19 protein-coding genes are annotated in these 17,216 nt (G+C 68.0%); 11 read left to right on the forward strand and 8 right to left on the reverse strand.

Going from position 1 to position 17,216, the window contains the following annotated elements; all coding sequences use genetic code 11:
- Positions 1-64: 64 nt before the first annotated feature.
- Entirely contained in the window at positions 65-2,290 is a 2,226-nt protein-coding gene (locus tag BTE28158_RS06100; protein WP_151050954.1) for an amylo-alpha-1,6-glucosidase, read from the forward strand.
- Positions 2,291-2,393: 103 nt separating this feature from the next.
- Positions 2,394-2,645, forward strand: coding sequence for a hypothetical protein (locus BTE28158_RS06105; RefSeq protein ID WP_059600328.1), 252 nt, complete (start codon positions 2,394-2,396; stop codon positions 2,643-2,645).
- Between the two features lie 500 nt (positions 2,646-3,145).
- Here the strand turns inward: BTE28158_RS06105 and penR are convergent, their stop codons facing one another.
- Positions 3,146-4,036, reverse strand: coding sequence for a beta-lactamase transcriptional regulator PenR (gene penR, locus BTE28158_RS06110; protein WP_151050956.1), 891 nt, complete (start codon positions 4,034-4,036; stop codon positions 3,146-3,148).
- 116 nt (positions 4,037-4,152) lie between these two features.
- Here penR and blaPEN-bcc point away from each other — a divergent pair, with 116 nt between their 5' ends.
- Positions 4,153-5,046: a PEN family class A beta-lactamase, Bcc-type gene (gene blaPEN-bcc / locus BTE28158_RS06115; RefSeq protein ID WP_151050957.1), complete on the forward strand. Its 894-nt coding sequence runs from the start codon at positions 4,153-4,155 to the stop codon at positions 5,044-5,046.
- 503 nt (positions 5,047-5,549) lie between these two features.
- On the opposite strand, the gene BTE28158_RS06120 is transcribed toward blaPEN-bcc, so the two are convergent.
- The 5 genes from BTE28158_RS06120 to BTE28158_RS06140 all read right to left on the reverse strand — a co-directional run bounded on the left by BTE28158_RS06120 (position 5,550) and on the right by BTE28158_RS06140 (position 9,443).
- On the reverse strand, positions 5,550-5,750 hold the full coding sequence (locus BTE28158_RS06120; protein ID WP_044847905.1) for a DUF805 domain-containing protein: 201 nt from the start codon (positions 5,748-5,750) through the stop codon (positions 5,550-5,552).
- 526 nt (positions 5,751-6,276) lie between these two features.
- Positions 6,277-6,645 carry an antibiotic biosynthesis monooxygenase family protein gene (locus BTE28158_RS06125; protein WP_151050959.1) on the reverse strand — a complete coding sequence of 123 codons (369 nt, stop codon included), beginning with the start codon at positions 6,643-6,645 and terminating at the stop codon, positions 6,277-6,279.
- A 36-nt stretch (positions 6,646-6,681) separates the two neighbouring features.
- Positions 6,682-7,128 (reverse strand): MarR family winged helix-turn-helix transcriptional regulator, encoded by a 447-nt coding sequence (locus BTE28158_RS06130; protein WP_151050963.1) that lies wholly within the window; start codon positions 7,126-7,128, stop codon positions 6,682-6,684.
- Positions 7,129-7,407: 279 nt separating this feature from the next.
- A complete protein-coding gene (locus BTE28158_RS06135) occupies positions 7,408-8,784 on the reverse strand; it encodes an ATP-binding protein (protein ID WP_174919748.1) in 1,377 nt (458 codons plus the stop codon).
- Positions 8,781-9,443: a response regulator gene (locus BTE28158_RS06140; RefSeq protein ID WP_059685844.1), complete on the reverse strand. Its 663-nt coding sequence runs from the start codon at positions 9,441-9,443 to the stop codon at positions 8,781-8,783. Before BTE28158_RS06140 ends, BTE28158_RS06135 begins: the two co-directional genes overlap by 4 nt.
- Before the next feature lie 226 nt (positions 9,444-9,669).
- Between BTE28158_RS06140 and BTE28158_RS06145 the strand changes: the two genes are divergently transcribed.
- The 6 genes from BTE28158_RS06145 to BTE28158_RS06170 all read left to right on the forward strand — a co-directional run bounded on the left by BTE28158_RS06145 (position 9,670) and on the right by BTE28158_RS06170 (position 14,342).
- On the forward strand, positions 9,670-10,023 hold the full coding sequence (locus BTE28158_RS06145; protein WP_124621929.1) for a YgiW/YdeI family stress tolerance OB fold protein: 354 nt from the start codon (positions 9,670-9,672) through the stop codon (positions 10,021-10,023).
- 63 nt (positions 10,024-10,086) lie between these two features.
- Positions 10,087-10,947: a MurR/RpiR family transcriptional regulator gene (locus tag BTE28158_RS06150; RefSeq protein WP_151052200.1), complete on the forward strand. Its 861-nt coding sequence runs from the start codon at positions 10,087-10,089 to the stop codon at positions 10,945-10,947.
- A gap of 59 nt (positions 10,948-11,006) precedes the next feature.
- Positions 11,007-11,444 (forward strand): GNAT family N-acetyltransferase, encoded by a 438-nt coding sequence (locus BTE28158_RS06155; protein WP_151052202.1) that lies wholly within the window; start codon positions 11,007-11,009, stop codon positions 11,442-11,444.
- A gap of 119 nt (positions 11,445-11,563) precedes the next feature.
- Positions 11,564-12,424, forward strand: coding sequence for an isocitrate lyase/PEP mutase family protein (locus BTE28158_RS06160; RefSeq protein ID WP_151052204.1), 861 nt, complete (start codon positions 11,564-11,566; stop codon positions 12,422-12,424).
- A 333-nt stretch (positions 12,425-12,757) separates the two neighbouring features.
- A complete protein-coding gene (locus tag BTE28158_RS06165; protein WP_059600151.1) occupies positions 12,758-13,024 on the forward strand; it encodes a YodC family protein in 267 nt (88 codons plus the stop codon).
- A gap of 151 nt (positions 13,025-13,175) precedes the next feature.
- Positions 13,176-14,342 carry a cytochrome P450 gene (locus tag BTE28158_RS06170; protein WP_174919750.1) on the forward strand — a complete coding sequence of 389 codons (1,167 nt, stop codon included), beginning with the start codon at positions 13,176-13,178 and terminating at the stop codon, positions 14,340-14,342.
- A gap of 28 nt (positions 14,343-14,370) precedes the next feature.
- Here BTE28158_RS06170 and BTE28158_RS06175 read toward each other — a convergent pair whose 3' ends face one another.
- Both BTE28158_RS06175 and BTE28158_RS06180 read right to left on the reverse strand, forming a co-directional pair.
- Complete coding sequence (locus BTE28158_RS06175; RefSeq protein ID WP_151049761.1) at positions 14,371-14,697, reverse strand: superinfection immunity protein; 327 nt, start codon at positions 14,695-14,697, stop codon at positions 14,371-14,373.
- A gap of 90 nt (positions 14,698-14,787) precedes the next feature.
- Positions 14,788-15,207, reverse strand: a complete 420-nt coding sequence (locus tag BTE28158_RS06180; RefSeq protein WP_151049763.1) for a rhodanese-like domain-containing protein — start codon at positions 15,205-15,207, stop codon at positions 14,788-14,790.
- A gap of 111 nt (positions 15,208-15,318) precedes the next feature.
- Here BTE28158_RS06180 and ftrA point away from each other — a divergent pair, with 111 nt between their 5' ends.
- Together ftrA and BTE28158_RS06190 are read left to right on the forward strand one after the other, a co-directional pair.
- Positions 15,319-16,293, forward strand: a complete 975-nt coding sequence (gene ftrA, locus BTE28158_RS06185; RefSeq protein ID WP_151049765.1) for a transcriptional regulator FtrA — start codon at positions 15,319-15,321, stop codon at positions 16,291-16,293.
- A gap of 172 nt (positions 16,294-16,465) precedes the next feature.
- Positions 16,466-17,191, forward strand: coding sequence for a tetratricopeptide repeat protein (locus BTE28158_RS06190; protein ID WP_151049767.1), 726 nt, complete (start codon positions 16,466-16,468; stop codon positions 17,189-17,191).
- Positions 17,192-17,216: the final 25 nt, after the last annotated feature.

Consider the following 17,216-nt stretch of genomic DNA (forward strand, 5'->3'; position numbering starts at 1 on the left):
CTGGCCTATCCTGTGCGAAACACGCGACGCGCACCGCGCGTTGCGCCTCGACACAGGAGCATCGATGCCGAATCACGCCGAAGCCACCACGACGCAGGCGCCGCAAGTCGCGCCGGTTCCCCCGACCCAGGCGACGGGCCCCGCGTTCATCGCGCCCGAAGCCGATCCGCAGGCACTCGCACGCAACAACCAGTACGTATTGAAATCCGGCGACGCATTCGTGGTCAGCGATGCGCTCGGCGACATCGGCGGCCATGACGACGGCCTGTTCGTCGACGACATGCGCGTGCTGTCGACATGGCGTTTGACCTTCGGCGGCCGTGCGCCGTCGCTGCTGTCGGGCGCGACGAGCGCGGACAACGCGTCGTTTACCGCACACCTGACGAACCGCCCGCTGCCGCCGCTCGGCGGCCGCGAGACGCCCGAGGGCGTGATCCACATCGAACGGATGCGCGTGCTCGCGGGCGACGTGCTGCACGAAGCGCTGACGCTGACGAACTACGGCGCGAGCGAGGCCGAGGTGCCGCTGTCGCTGTCGTTCGCGGCGGATTTCAAGGACATGTTCGAAGTGCGCGGCACGCAGCGTCCGAAGCGCGGCACGGTAGCCGCGCCGCGCGTCGACGCCGGTGCGGTGCGGCTGCGTTACGACGGCCTCGACAAGGTCGAGCGCAACGTGACCGTGCATTTCTCGCCGGCACCCGACGCTCTCTCGGTCGATCGCGCAGATTACACGCTGACGATCGCCGCGCAGGCGTGCGTGTCGATCTACCTGACCGTCGACGCGACGCTCGGCCCCGCGCGCGACGGGGAAGGCCCGGGATGCGGCCGCGTCGCGCTGCGCACCGCGCTCGTCGGCGTGCATCGCGAGATGCGTTCGCGGCGCGAGGCGATGGCGCGCGTGAACACCAGCAATCCGCTGTTCGACGCATGGCTCGACCGGTCGCTCGCCGATCTCGGGCTGCTCACGACGCAGCTCGACACCGGGCCGTATCCGTATGCGGGCATTCCATGGTTCTCGACGCCGTTCGGCCGCGACGCGGTGATCACGTCGCTGCAGATGCTGTGGCTGCAGCCGTCGCTCGCGCGCGGCGTGCTGCGCTTTCTCGCGGAGCACCAGGCGCGCGAGACGTCCGCGTTCCGCGATGCGGAGCCCGGCAAGATCATGCACGAATTCCGCCGCAGCGAGATGGCTGCGACGGGCGAGGTGCCGTTCGCGCTGTATTACGGTGGCGTCGATACGACCCCGCTGTTCCTCGTGCTCGCGGGGGCGTACGTCGAACACACCGGCGACGATGCGCTGATCGACGAGCTGTGGCCCGCGCTCGAGCGCGCCGCGCAGTGGGTGATCGACAAGTGCGACCGCAATCCGTACGGGCTGCTCGATTACCAGCGCACGTCGGAGCGCGGCCTCGCGAACCAGGGCTGGAAGGATAGCCACGATTCGGTGTTCCACGCGGACGGCCGCTTCCCCGACGGCCCGATCGCGCTCGTCGAAGTTCAGGCGTATGCGTGCGCGGCGCTCGATGCGATGTCGATGTGCTCGCACCGGCGCGGACACGCGGCTGACGCGACGCGCTACGCGTTGCGCGCGAAGACGCTGCGCGACCAGGTCGAGGCACTGTTCTGGATGCCGGAGTCCGAGTTCTACGGGATCGCGCTCGACGGTCACGGTGACTTGTGCCGCGTGCTGGCGTCGAACGCGGGCCATCTGCTCGCGTTCGGACTGCCCGACGCCGGGCGCGGCGCGGCGGTCGCCAGCGTGCTCGGCTCGACGCTGTTCCAGACGGGTTGGGGCATTCGCACGCTCGCGGCCGGCCAGCCGCGCTTCAATCCGATGGCCTATCACAACGGTTCGGTGTGGCCGCACGACAATGCGCTGATCGCGCGCGGACTCGCGCGCTACGGCGACAAGACGGCCGCGGTGAACCTGCTGCGCGCGCTGTTCGAAGCCGCGGTCAGCTTCGAGATGCGGCTGCCGGAGCTGTTCTGCGGGTTCCCGCGCCGGCGCGGCGAGCCGCCGACGGCGTATCCGGTCGCGTGCCTGCCGCAGGCGTGGGCGGCCGGTGCGCCGTTCATGATGCTGCAGGCGTGTCTCGGCGTGAGCGTCGACGCGGCGCGCCACGAAGTGCGTGTCGAACGCCCGGCGCTGCCTGAAGGCGTCGACTGGCTGCGCATCGACGAACTGCGGGTCGGCGACGAGACCGTATCGCTGACGTTCCGGCGCGTCGACGGCCAGGTGTTCGCGGCGGCCGCGCAGCCGGGGCGGGTGAAGGTGGTCGCGGTGCTGTAACGATGCGGCAGCCTGCACGGACGTTGCGCGATGTCGCGCCACGTCCGCGCGCAGCGGCATAGAATCGTGACATGACCCTTGAACGATGGCGGAGGCACCTACGATGACGACCGATAAACGGCCCGACGACGGCGAGCAGAAGCTCGAGAATCTGGAAGCGGCGGTCGACCACCTGCACAAGTCGATCGAGTCGCAGAGCATCGCGGCTGGCGCGGCGAAGGGCATCCTGTTCAGCCTGATCGAAACGCTCGGCGCGCTGATCGGCGATCCCGACCTGCCCGAACATGCGCGCTCCGGATACGAGGCGCTGCGCGACAAGGCGAGCGAATTGCGCAGCGGGCTCGACCGGCATTGATGAACCGGCAGCGCCGGCGTCGGCCGCACGGCCTGCGCCAGTGCTGCACAATCCTGCGCGGCGCGCACAAAACCCCGTGCGTTCAATGAGTTAGCCGGCCGGTGCGCAGGATATCCACAAGCTTGCCAACACAATCTGTGGAGAACCGTCCGGCCCCCGTGCCGGTGCGCAGGGTGCGCGCCGCGAGGTCGAAAACGATGCCGCGTCATTGACCTGTCTGGCCCGATCTACTGAATCCCCTTTTGTATCAGGATGTTACGCGTCACATTGGTGGAATATCCACAGGCTTGCCAACAAAATCTGTGGATAAGTCTGACGTGATTGCTTCCTGATGGTTGAGGATCCGCCGCGCGGCGGCCGTTGCGTTCAACCTCCAGGCAGCACGGGCTGCCCGATACGTGCATCGGCGCGGTAATTCGTGCGCGATCAACGGGTTAGGCCCCGGGTACCCAGGATATCCACATCCTTGCCAACAAAATCTGTGGACAAGCAGGGCCTCATCATTCGACCGGCGCCGCGTCGGCCGCTTCCGCAACGATCCAGTCGCGAAACAGCGTCATTGCAGGCGTGAGCGGCTTCGACTTCAGCGACGTGAGCCAGTAGCCGCCGGTGCGCACGTCGATGTCGAGCGGCCGCGCGAGCTGGCCGAGCTGCAGTTCGCGCGCGAACATGCAGGCCGGCGCGAGCGCGATGCCCGCGCCCTGCATCGCGGCCTCGACCATCAGTCGCGACGAATCGAACACCGGCCCGTTCACTGGCCAGGGTTCGAGCTGCGCGGCGTCGAACCAGCCGAGCCATTCGTCGGTGCGGTACGAGCGCAGCAGCGTTTCGTTCGCGAGATCCGTCGGCCGTGCGAGGCGCCGCGCGATCTCCGGCGCGCACAGCGCGGTGAGCGGTGCGTCAAGCAGCCGCTCGTTGCGCGTCGCCGGCCAGTTGCCTTCCCCGAAGCGGATCGCGAAATCGAGGCCCTCGGCCGCGAGGTCGACGACGTTGTTGTTGGTCCGCAGCCGCAGCTCGAGGAACGGGTGCGTGTCGCCGAAGCGCTTCAGCCGTGGCATTAGCCAGCCTATGGCAAAGGTGCCGACCGCGCCGAGCGTCAGCACCTCGTGGAAGCGTCCGCCCTCGAATTGCTTGAGCACGGTCTCGATCCGGCTGAATGCGTCGCTGAGCACCGGCAGCAGCGCGCGCCCTTCGTCGGTGAGCCCGAGGCCGCGCGGCAACCGCGTGAACAGCGCGCAGCCGAGCCGCTCCTCGAGCGAGCGCACCTGCTGGCTCACGGCAGCCTGGGTCACGCTCAGCTCGAGGCCGGCACGCGTGAAGTTCAGGTGGCGCGCCGACGATTCGAATGCGCGCAACGCATTGAGCGGAAGATGAGGGCGGAGCTTAGTCATAAGAATTTCTTGTGTCAGCGCTCAATTATCGTTGCTTGTCAGGCAACCGTAAAGTCACGATAGTGCTGTCTCGCCGGCCGGCCGTTCCGCATCCATTCCACCACGAGAGACACGACATGACCTACTCATCGCAACGTCGAACCCTGTTGCTGGCCGCCGCGACGGCGCCGCTCGTCCTGACCGTCGCCGCGTGCGCGTCACCGCCGGCCGCGGGGCAGGACGTTTCGTCCGCGACGTCGTTTGCCGCGCTCGAGCGCGCCGCGGGCGGCCGTCTCGGCGTGTGCGCGATCGACACCGCGAGCGGCCGGCACGCGCGGCATCGCGCGGACGAACGCTTCCCGTTCTGCAGCACGTTCAAGGCGATGTTGAGCGCGGCGGTGCTCGCGCAGAGCGTCGAGCACCCGGGGCTGCTGCAGCAGCGCGTGACGATCGCGCAGTCCGATCTCGTGAACTACTCACCGGTGTCGGGCAAGCACGTCAGCACCGGGATGACCGTCGCCGAGTTGTGCGAGGCGGCGATCCAGTACAGCGACAACTCGGCCGCGAACCTGGCGATGAAGCTGATCGGCGGGCCGGCGGCGGTGACCGCGTATGCACGCTCGATCGGCGACGACACGTTCCGGCTCGATCGCTGGGAGACCGAACTGAATACCGCGTTGCCGGGCGACCTGCGCGACACGACGACGCCCGACGCGATGGCCGCAAGCATGCGCGTGCTTACGCTCGGCGACGCGCTGCCGCCCGCGCAGCGTGCGCAGCTCGTCGCGTGGCTGCGCGGCAACAAGGTCGGCGACAAGCGGATTCGCGCGGGCGTGCCGGCCGGGTGGCAGGTGGCCGACAAGACCGGCACCGGCGACTACGGGACGACGAACGATGCGGGCGTGATCTGGCCGCCGTCGCGCGCGCCGATCGTGCTCGTCGTGTACTACACGCAGGCGCGTGCCGATGCGAAGGCGAAGGACGACGTGATCGCGGCCGCCGCGCGCATCGCGGTCGCGACGTTCGCCTGAGCGGGCGGCGCGGCGTGCGTTCATCGATGGCTGGACGAAGCGATGGAGGCACGCCGTGCCGCAGGCGTGACCGGCACGTCGAAACGTTGTGCGATCAACGACTTAGGTCACGCATGCTCAGGATATCCACATCCTTGCCAACAAAAATTGTGGACAAGCCCGCGAGCGGTCTCGTTCGTCGCGCAGCGGGCACGGCGCTCGCGTGCCGCAGGCCTGCCTGCACGGTTTGAAGCGGCACGGACAAAACCTTTCGGATCAAGCGCTTGTGCGTGGTATGCGCAGGCTATCCACACCGTTGCCAACACAATCTGTGGACAAGCGGTGTGGCGCGCGCGACATGCGGTCCGTCGCATCGCATGACGATGCGCGAACGGCACGTTGCCGGCCGCGTGACGCATTCGAAGCGACGGGGACAAAGTCTTTCGGATCAAGCGCTTGATCGCGGTATGCGCAGGCTATCCACATGCTTGCCAACACAATCTGTGGACAAGCCCGCTTGATGTTCAGCCATGCCGATCGTCGACCGAGGGCCAGCGCGCGAATGCGAAAACCCACAACATGATGAAGTTCAGGACCGGGACGAACATCGTCAGGATCCACCAGCCTGAATGCCCGGTACGCCGAACGATCCGGACATACGGATAGACGACGATCGCGACGAGCACGAGCGAGACGATCAACTGCCCTGCGGTGAAGTGTTCCATGGCCTTCCTCGGATGATGTGTCGTTGTACGATGCGGGCCGAACGGCCCGCACGCCGCGTGCGGCTCGTGTGATCCTGACGCGTCGCATGCACGCACGTCAAGCCGCGTTCAGGGCGCGCCGTTGCGCCGGATCGTCCGATTGCGCGCATGAGCGGACCGCGCGCTGCCGCAACGGTGGCGCAGCGCATGAATCATTGGCCGATCAACGGGTTAGGCGATGCATGCGCAGGATATCCACAAGCTTGCCAACATTTTCTGTGGGTAAGTGGCGCGACGGTCGCGCCGTGTATCGAACGCGCATCGACGTGGCAGCGTGATGCGAAGTGCGGCGAACCGGCGCGTGTGACGGCGCGGCGTGCGCCGCGTCTGCATCACGCGTGCCAAAGTCCGTCGGATCAAGGGCTTAGCGTCGCGGTGCGCAGGATATCCACAAGCTTGCCAACATTTTCTGTGGAGAAGTCCGCGTGGCGATCGCGCGGCGCGGCACCGCGTGCAAACCGTGCGTCGCACCGGCTCGCGTATCGGCTCACGCGGTACACACGCCTGCCACGGCGACTTTCTGGAACAGGTGCGGGCTCGCGACGGCGGACGACGGATAAGCCGACAGTTTCGCGACGAACGCCGGATGCGTGAAGGCCGCGCGAAACGCGTCGGTCGATTCCCAGATCGCGTAGTTGAAGTAAGTCGGACTGTCGCCGAGTGCGCGATGAAGCTGGGTCGAAATGAATCCGGGCTGCTGTTTCATGAACTCGGCGTCGTCCTTCCACACGGCCAGGAAATCCGCTTCGTCGGCCGGATCCAGCGTGAAGACGTTGACGAGGACGACGGGTTGCGCGTCGATGCCGAGCTGTTGCTGGATCGGAAAGGCCGGGTCCATCGGTTTGAAACGAGGCATGGAGCACTCCTGCAAGTAATTGCGGCGATGGCGCGATCACGCCTGCCCGTTCGGCGCATGAGCGCCGGACATCGTCGACAGCACGCGAATCGCCGCATCGAGATCGGCCGAACTGAATTGACCGGCGATGTCGCGGACATGCTGCTGCCATTGCCCGACCACCGCCTGGTAGGCCGCTGTACCGCGCGGGGTCAGCGCGTACAACGGAGAGCGCTTGTGCGTCGGGTTCGGCAGCGGTTGCACCAGCCCTTCTTCCACGAGCACGTTGATCTGTTTCAGGACGGCCTGCCGCGTGATGCCCATGGCGTCGGCGATCTGCGGGACGTTCGGGGCTTCCGGCGCCATCGAGATGGCGCCCAGCACCTGCCAGCGCGCGCTGGTCAGGCCGTGCGGTGCGGCAAAGGTATTGCCCCATTCGATCAACAGGCCGTTCAGGCGGAAGACGGACAGCGCGACGGCAGTCAGCTTGGCGGGTTTCGTCATGGTCGGGATGTGCGATAAATTGACAACCCATTTACGTAATGGGTAATTGGTTGTCAATCTTGCCGTGGATCGCCACGGCCGGACGGGCGTGCCGGGCGTGGCAGGAGAGGGGATCGGTGCGCGATGTCGCGTCCGGACGTGGGGTGTGCGGCGCGGTTTGGCGCATTCGCTGCGCACGACCGACAAACCGTTTCGGATCAATCGCTTGTCGTCGTTAGCGGCCGGTTGTCCACAAGCTTGCCAACACAATCTGTGGAAAAGCCACCCGTCGGGCGAGCGTCAGGCCGGCACGGGAAAACGCACCGTCACGGTCAGCCCGCGCCCGCCTTGCGTCGTGCCGAGCGCGACCGTCGCGCGATGCTGTTCGGCGATCCGCTTGACGATCGACAGGCCGAGCCCGCTGCCCGACGACGTGGCAGCCTGCGCGCCTTCGCCGCGATAGAAGCGCTCCCATACGTCCTTGCGCTCGGCTTCCGGAATGCCGGGGCCGTCGTCGGCGACTTCGAGCACGGGCGTCGCGCCGTCGAGGCGCGCGGACACATCGACGCGCGCGCCGTCGCCCGCATAGCGGATCGCGTTGTCGACGAGGTTGTTCAGCAGCACGCGCAACGTGTCCATGTTGCCCGTGGCCATCACCGGCGACGCCACGATCGCGCCGAGGTCGATCCGGTGCGCATCCGCGACGCGCGTGCGGTCGGCGACCACCGAGCGGCACAGCGCGGCGAGATCGACGCTCGCGGATGCCGCGGCGGACGCCTGCGCGTCCGGTTCGAGGCGCGCGAGTGTCAGCAACTGCTCGGCGAGGTGGCCGAGGCGTGTCGTGCCGGCCTGGATCTGCGCGAGGATCTGCTCGCGCTCGTCGGCCGTCGACGCGCGCCGCAGCAATTGCGACTGGATCGACAGCCCCATGATCGGCGTGCGCAACTCGTGCGCGGCATCGGCGATGAAGTGCCGCTGCAGCGTGAACGAGCGGTCGAGCCGCGCGAGCAGGTCGTTGATCGCTTCGGCGAGCGGGCGGACCTCGTTCGGCATCGACGCGACGTCGACGGGTTCGAGATTGTTCGCATTCCTGCGCTTAAGGCCGGATGCGATCGTGCGCAGCGGCCGAAGCCCCGCGCCGATGCCGAACCACAGCCCGATCGCGAGTACGGGCAGCATCGAGAACACCGGCCACAGCAGGTGCACCGCGATGCCCGCGATCGCTTCCCAGCGCGCATGGCGCGCCTGCGCGAGCCGGATCGTCGTGCCGCCGCGTTCGGTCACGTAGGTGCGCCACGGCTGGCCGCCGACGTCGACGCTCCCGATGCCCGTCTGCGCGGGCGGCGGCAGCTCGGACTTGCGATCGGTCGAGTAAACCAGCGTGCCGTTGCGCCAGACCTGCAGCAGCACCGCGTCGGGATCGCTGGCCTCGAATTCGTGCTTGCCGTCGCCGTGATTGCGGAACGACAGTTCGCCGTCCGGGCCGACGACGATCTGCTTCGACATGCTGCGCATCTGGTCGTCGAGGAGATCGTCGAGCTCGCGCAGCGCGCCCCAGTAGGTGCCCGCACTCGCGACCAGCCCGATCACGCACGCGGCCGGCAGCAGCCACATCAACAGGCGCCGCCGCAGCGATGCGCTGCGCCAGCGCGCGATCGCGTGTTGCAGACGCGTCATGCGCCGTCACCGATCCGGTAGCCGACGCCGCGCACCGTGCGGATCATGTCGTGGCCGAGTTTCTTGCGCAGGTTGTGGATGTGCACCTGCACCGCGTTGCTCTCGATTTCCTCGCCCCAGCTGTACAGCCGTTCCTCGAACTGTTCGCGCGAGATCACCGCGCCGGGGTCGCGCATCAGTTCTTGCAGCAGCACGAATTCCTTCGGCGACAGCGTCACTTCGTCGTCGTTGAGCCACACCAGGTGCTTGACGGGATCGAGGCGCAGCGGGCCGATGGCGAGCGTCGTCTGCGCGCGCCCCGCGTGGCGGCGGTTGACCGCGCGAATGCGCGCGAGCAGTTCCTCGAGCACGAACGGCTTGACGAGGTAGTCGTCGGCGCCGCTGTCGAGGCCTGCGATGCGGTCCGGCACGCCGTCGCGCGCGGTGATGATGATCGCGGGCAGGGTTTCGTCGCGGCGGCGCAGCGACGCGAGCACCGACAGGCCGTCACGGTTCGGCAGCCCGAGATCGAGCAGCAGCAGGCCGTAGCCGGTCGAGCGCAGCGCGAGCGTCGCGGCGTCGCCGTCCTTGACCCAGTCGACCGCGAAGCCTTCCTGTTTGAGGCCCTGTTCGAGCCCGCTGCCGATCAGCGGATCGTCCTCGACGAGCAGTACGCGCATGGATTCGTGTCTGTTGGCGGGCGTGGCGCCCGGGGTTCCCATGATAAGCGCAGGTGCCTTAGGCCGAGCTTAAACACGGGCGCTTCCGTGCGTTCGCGCACCGAAACGCCGCGACGGCATGCCGCGGGGGACGACCTTCAGGTTTGCTTAATCTTACGCTCCGTAATCTCGGGCCGTCGCGTTCAACGGGAGCGCGACGTACTCGAATAACTGGAGGAACGAGATCATGAAACACCTGACGAGAATCCTGGCGGTCGCGCTTGCCGTGCTGCCCGCCGCCGTCTACGCGGAATACACGGGGCCGTCCACGCTGACCACGACGACCGTGAAGGAACTGCTCGCGAACGGCAAGGACGACCAGCACGTGCAACTCCAGGGGCGCATCGTCAAGCATACCGGCGGCGAGGACTACGAGTTCGCCGATGCAACCGGCACGATCCGCGTCGAGATCGACAAAAAGCTGTGGGCGGCCGGCCAGCCCGTCAGCGACAAGAGCGAAGTGAAGCTGACCGGCGAGTTCGAGCGCAAGTGGTCGGGCAAGGTGAAGGTCGACGCCGATCACGTCGAAGTGCTGCGCTGACCGGTGCACCGGTGCAGACGGGGCCGGTGATACCATGGACGATCGGTTCCCGTTCTCACCAAGATGGCTGCCAATTTCGATGAACTCGCGTCCCTGATCCGGGCGCAATTTTCCGAACTGAGCCCGCAATTCCAGGCGGGCGCTGCATTTCTGCTCGATCATCCCGACGAGGTTGCCACCTCGTCGATGCGCAAGGTCGCGCAGCGCGCGCAGGTTCAACCCGCGTCGCTCGTGCGGCTCGCGCAGCAATTCGGTTTCCCCGGCTGGAACGAGCTGCGCGACCTGTGCGTCGCGCGCGTGCGCACGCGTCCCGAGCCGCTCACGCAGCGAGCGCGTTCGCTCGTGCGGCCCGACGCGAAGGCGTCGCTCGCGCACGACCTGCTTGCCGCGCAGCAGCACAATCTCGCCGCCACCTCCGCCCAGAACGAGCACGCGCTCGCCGACGCCGCGAAGCTGATCCGCAAGGCGTCGCACGTGCACGTCGCGGGGTTCCGGTCGTGCTATCCGGTCGCGTTCGGATTCGTGTACGGCTACCGGCTGTTCCGGCCGACCGTGTCGTTGCTCAACGGCGTCGCCGGCTCGCTCGAGATGGAGCTGCGCACGATCGCGAAGCAGAGCGTGACGGTGATCATCAGTTTCGCGCCGTATTCCGCGGAAGCGACGCGTGTCGCGCAGGCGGCGAAGGCGCAGGGCAGCAAGATCGTCGCGATCACCGACAGCGCGGTGTCGCCGATCGCGCTGCATGCGGACGCGCAGCTGATCTTCACGCACGACAGCCCGTCGTTCTTTCCGTCGCTGGTCGCCGCGCATGCGATGGCCGAGGCGCTGGTCGCGCAGTTGCTGGCGCTGGAAGGCAGCGATGCGATCACGGCGCTCGAGCGCACGGAAGCGGAACTGCATGCGAAGGGCGCCTACGTGGTGTAGTCGCGCGCGGGTCCGGCCGTCTTGCCATCTCCCGTTTTCTTCCTGATTCGACGTAACCGATGACGCTCACCTACGACGTGACCGACGCCGGCGACGCGAACGTCCGCAAGCAGATCGCGGCGCCGCTCGTCCGGTTCAACGAAAGCCAGGCCGGCCCGATCGATTTCCGGCCGCTGGCCGTGCGCGTGACCGACGCCGACGGCACGGTCGTGGGCGGCCTGTGGGGCAGCACGGCGTTCGGCTGGCTGCATGTCGACCTGCTCGTCGTGCCCGAGGCGGCGCGCGGCCAGGGGGCCGGCTCGCGCATCATGGATCTCGCCGAGGCGGAAGCCGTCGCACGCGGCTGTCACGGCGCGTGGCTCGACACGTTCGACTTTCAGGCGCGGCCGTTCTACGAGAAGCGCGGCTATGTCCGTTTCGGCGAGCTGCCGGATTACCCGACCGGGCATGCGCGCATTTTCCTGACGAAGACGCTCGGTCCCCGCGCGGCGGCGTGACCGGCGGCACACCGCGCCGCGCGCGAGGCCCCGGCATCCACATCGATATTTCAGCGCGCCCTAAACCGTCGCGGTACCGCGCGCGCGTATGCTGACGTCTCCATTCCGAGGAGACTTCGATGTCCGATTCCAACGTGCAGTTTCGCCAAGCCGAAACCTTCCGCGCGCTGCACGCGCGGCCCGGCGCCTTCATCATCCCGAACCCGTGGGATGCCGGTTCCGCCCGGCTGCTCGCGATGGCCGGCTTCGAAGCGCTTGCCACCACGAGCGCCGGCTTCGCCTTTTCGCGAGGGCGGCCCGACAACGCGATCGATCGCGACGAAATGCTCGACCACATCGCCGAGATCGTCGCCGCGGGCGGCCTGCCGGTCAGCGCCGATCTCGAGAACGGCTTCGGCGACGCGCCTGACACGGTCGCCGAGACGATTCGCCTGGCGGCCGACGCCGGCGCGGTGGGCGGCTCGATCGAGGATGCGACCGGCCGTGCCGATGCGCCGATCTACCCGCACCACGAGGCGGTCGAGCGCATCGCGGCGGCGGTCGACGCGGCGCGCTCGCTGCGGTTTCCGTTCACGCTGACCGCGCGCTGCGAAAACTACCTGCACGGCCGCTCCGACCTTGCCGACACGATCGCGCGGCTGGTCGCGTACCGCGACGCGGGCGCCGACGTGCTCTACGCACCCGGCGTGACCGATCCCGACGAGATCGCGGCGGTCACGCGCGCGGTCGGCGCGCCGGTCAACGTCGTGATGGGGCTGCAGGGCGGGTTGCTGAGCCGCGAGGCGCTCGCGGCGCTCGGCGTGAAGCGCGTCAGCGTCGGCGGCGCGCTGGCGCGGGCCGCATTCGGCGCGTTCCTGCGCGCTGCAACGGAAATGGCGCGCGACGGCACGTTCACGTTTACGCAAGCGGCGGTGCCGGGACGCGACCTCAATCGCTGGTTTTCGGCGCCGGACAATTCGCCCGTGCGGTTCGAACAATGAGCGCCGATAAAACGTGGGAACGTTTCCAGCCGGAAACCGATTGACAGTAATCAATCGAAACCACCGCCGATTTGAAGTTCGATGACGGCGCGAAATTCATCGTTTATTCTCTGCACTCCGGTTGTTTGACCATAATCGGCGCGCAAGCCGCGCCGATTATGGTGTCAGAAGCCCGCCGCGCGAATCGGTGCCGCGTAGTGTTGCGATTTTCAGGTCGATGTTTTCGGGTATTCGGGAGTTGCCGGTTATTTATTGGATTGGTAATCTGCCGCGTATCCGAATGACCTGTCAGCGGGCCGCCGGAAAATGAATATATAAAAAATCGAGAGAGCGATGAAAATCCGAGAAAATCACAGCAACGGCTTTCGCGTCGGCGATGTCGTGACGCTGAAAACCGGTGGGCCGCGCATGACCGTCACCTATGCCGGGCCGGTCGTGTTCGACGATGCCGACTGGCTGATCTGCCAGTGGTTCGACGACGGCGGCCGCTTCCGGCAGGAAATGTTTCATCACGAAACGGTGGTGCCCGAACCGCGTGCGATTTCCGCCGGGCGAGTCCGCCTGCGCATGCAGGCGCACCGCTACCGGTCGGCAGCCTGACGCCACGTCCGTCACGGCGCCGCGTCGCTTGCCGCCCGTGGGTTGCTGCGTCGCAGCACTCCGCGGTGCCGGCATGAGCATGAGCGCGACATCCGCGACATTTCACGTCAACCTGAAACATGCGGCGGCCCGGCGCGCCGATACTGCACGCATGAACCCGACCAATCCGATTGCCGCGGTCACGCACCGCGATCCCTATCCTTACTACTCGACGCTCGTCGACGGGCCGCCGCTCGCGTTCGACGCCTCGCTCGGCCTGTGGGTCGCGAGCCGGGCGGCGAGCGTGACGGCCGTGCTCGGTCACCCGGCGTGCCGCGTCAGGCCGCTCGACGCGCCGGTACCGCCCGCATTGCGTGGGACGACGGCGGGCGCGCTGTTCGGCGAACTGGTGCGCATGAACGACGGCGCATTGCGGCACGACGTGCCGAAGCAGGCGCTGCGCGCGGCGTTCGCGCCGATCGACGTCGACGCGTTGCGCGAGCGGGCCGCGCAACTCGCCGGCGGCCGGTTGCGCATGCCGCACGACGCCGATGCACTGAACGCGTGGTGCCTGACGGTGCCCGTTTGCGCGGTCGCCGATCTGCTCGGCTTCGACGACACGCAGCTCGACGATATCGCCGCGCTGGTCGTCGACTTCGTCGCCGCGCTGTCGCCGCTGTCGGACGACGTGGCACTGGCCCGCGCGAGCGAGGCCGCGCGGCAACTGCTCGACCGGATGACGGAGCGTGTCGCGCGCACACACGCGCAGGACGGCTCATGGGTCGCGGCGATTCAGCAAGCGGCCGGTGCCGCGGGTTGGCACGCGAGCGGCGCGCTCGTCGCGAATCTCGTCGGGTTGCTGTCGCAGACGTGCGAGGCGACGGCCGCGTGGCTCGGCAATGTGCTGGTCGCGTGGGACGCAACCGGTGCCGAGCGCACGCTGCCGGATGCCGCGATGCTCGAGGCATTCGTCGCCGAGGTCGGCCGATTCGATTCGCCGGTGCAGAACACGCGCCGCTTCGTCGCGTCGCGCACGACGATCGAAGGCGTGACCGTCGATGCCGGTGCGGCCATCCTGGTCGTGCTCGCGGCGGCGAACCGCGATCCGGCCGTGCACCGCGAGCCGGACCGGTTGCTGCCGGGCCGCGCGCCGGGGCCGAACTTCGGGTTCGGCACGGGGCCGCACGGCTGCCCGGGCGAGCGGATCGCGCGGGCGGTGACGGCGGGGGCGTTCGGGGCGTGGCTGCGCGCGGGCGGTGAGGCGCCGCGCGAGAGGCTGGTGTGGGACTACCGGGCCTCGACCAACGTCAGGATGCCGAAGTTCGGCACGGCGAGGTAAGGCAAAGTAAAGGGAACAGCGGGACTGCCTAGCGGCAACCTTGCTTCTCGGCCCATTGCTCCTGGGCGGCGACGCGGCGCTGCACGCGTTCGACGAGGCCGGTCGAGAAAGTCCGCATGCTGATGCCGCGGCGCTTCGCGAGGATGGCTTGCGCGACGTCGGTTTGCGGGTTCGGCTGGCATGCCCAGTAGAGCGTCATCAGCCAGCCGATGCCCGTCCACGCGAACAGCGCGTTGAACATTGCGATCGTCAGCCTGTCGTTCCGCCCGCGCCGGTCGGCGACGATGGCTGGAAGAAAATAGAGCGCGATCGCCGCGACCGAGCCGGCCATCTGAATCAGGACTGCGTGTTCCATGTTGCTGCTCCATCCGAACTGCAATGTGGCCGATTGTCGCGCTTTTTCCGTTCGTGTGCCGGCAATTGATTGTTGCGTTTTTAATGACGATCAGCGCGCGGCGACGTCCTCCGGTTGCACTTCGTTGCACAACGCGAAACCTTCGTCGAGCCAGCCGGTGACTCCGCCGATCATCAGCTTCACCGGGCGGCCCAGGCGCGCGAGCCGGATCGCCGCGCGCGCGGCACCGTTGCAGTGCGGGCCGGCGCAGTAGACGACGAACAGCGTGTCGGCCGGGTGGTCGGCGAGCTTGCCGGCGACGATCTTGCGGTGCGGCAGGTTGCGCGCGCCGGGCACGTGGCCGGCGGCAAACTCCTCCGGACCCCGGACGTCGAGCAGCACGAAATCGGGCGAGCCGGACGCAAGCGCGTCGTGCACGTCCCAGCAATCGGTCTCGAAGCTCAGCGAGGCTTCGAAGTGCGCGAGGGCGGCGGCGCTGTCGGCGGCGGGGACGTCGGTGACGTAAGACATGAAACGCGCTCCTGAAAGACGGCGCGGAATGCGCCGGGATGAAGGGCAGTATCGCGGTTCGGCGGCCATCGCGGCAGTGGCGCGATCGACAAGTTCCGGTAACATCGCGCCATGCACAATCATCTCGTCGTCGCGCTCGCCTACGATCGCCTCTGCACCTTCGAATTCGGCTGCGTGGTCGAACTGTTCGCGCTCGAACGCCCGGAACTCGGCGTCGACTGGTATCGCTTCGCCGTCTGCGCGAGCGAGCCGGGCCCCGTGCGCGCGGCGGGCGGCATCACGGTCGCCGCGCCGTACCGGCTCGCGATGCTCGATCGCGCGGACACCATCGTGATTCCCGGCTGGCGCGATCCGGACGAACCGCCGCCGGAACCGCTGCTGAAGAAGCTGCGTGCCGCGCATCGCCGCGGCGCGCGGCTCTGTTCGATCTGCTCGGGCGTGTTCGTGCTCGCGGCGGCTGGCGTGCTCGACGGGCTCACCGTCACGACGCACTGGCGCTACGCCGAGCGCCTGCAGGCGCGCTATCCGGCGCTGCGCGTGAATCCCGACGCGCTGTACGTCGACGAAGGGCAGATCGTCACGTCGGCCGGCTCGGCGGCGGGGCTCGACATGCTGCTGCATCTCGTGCGCCGCGACCACGGCGGCGCGATTGCGAACCGGGTCGCGCAGCGCCTCGTGCTGCCGCCGCATCGCGACGGCGGCCAGGCGCAGTTCGTGCCGCGACCGGTCGCCCCGGGCGGCAGCGACCGGCTCGCGAAGCTGATCGACTGGATGCGCGCGCATGCGGCCGAGCCGCACACGCTCGCGTCGCTGGCCGCGCAGGCGGCGATGAGCACGCGCACGCTGCAGCGGCAGTTCGCGGACGCGACGGGGATGTCGCCGCTCGCGTGGCTGATCCGCGAGCGCGTGAACGTCGCGAAGGACATGCTCGAAGCGCATCCCGGGATGTCGCTCGCGCAGATTGCCGCGCGCGCGGGGTTCGGTTCCGAGGAGTCGTTGCGCCGGCACTTCCGGCGCGTCGCGGCGACGAGCCCTGCCGCGTACCGGCGCGGGATGGATCGCGGCGTGAGGCCCGCGGACGCGTGAGCGTCGCGCCTTGCTTCGCCACACCAGCGCCCGGCCGCCGTTCACTTCCTGCTGACTTCGAGCGCGCGTAAGATGGCGGTCGCCGTGCGGCGATCCGGTTCACGCGCGCCGCGCTTCGTGCGCCGCTGCAACCAGCCGCCATTCATCCATCACAACGACAAGGACAATCGCCATGGGCCTGCTGGGAAAGCTATTCGGAAAGAAACCGCGTGATGAAGCGTCGACGCCCGCGCCGTCCGCGAACGACGCACCCGACGCATCCGAAGGCGCGGACGATCAGAACGGCCCCGACATCGCGCCCGAGCTCGCGCCCGCGCTGAAGGCATTCCAGGCCGGCCGGCACGACGCCGCGATCGCGGCCGCCGCGCCGCACGCGGAGCGACTGGCCGATGCGGCGCGCCTGTGCGCGCTGTCGTACTCGGCGATGGAGCGTTATCCGGAAGCGTTTCCGTACTGGCTTGCGCTGTTCGACCGCGAGCCGAGCGCGCACAACGCGGTGCAGCTCGCGACGACGTCGGTGATGTGCGGCGAAGTGGAGCGCGGCGAGGCGTGGATGCAAAAGGCCGCCGAGATCAATCACGACACGCACGAGCAGTCCGACGTCGCCGCGCGCGTGAACTTCATTTCCGCGCTGATGCAAAGCGGCCACCTGCGCGAGGCGTTGCCGCATCTCGCGTGGGTGCGCGACGTGTACGGCCACGTGCGCATCACCGATTCGACCTTCCTCTACATGCGCGGCATTCCGTTCTTTTCGTCGTTCCTCGAGAACAGTCTCGACATCCTGAAGGCCACGCAGCCGGCCGATGCGATCGCGCCGTGGTACGGCGAACTGAAGGGCAAGCTCGACGAAGAAGGCGAAGCGCAGCTCGCCGAGTGGGTCGGTCGCTTGCCGGCATGACCGGCGAGTCGTCACGCGTCGCGAC

The organism is Burkholderia diffusa (assembly GCF_902499115.1).
In the GTDB taxonomy this organism is placed as follows: domain Bacteria; phylum Pseudomonadota; class Gammaproteobacteria; order Burkholderiales; family Burkholderiaceae; genus Burkholderia; species Burkholderia diffusa.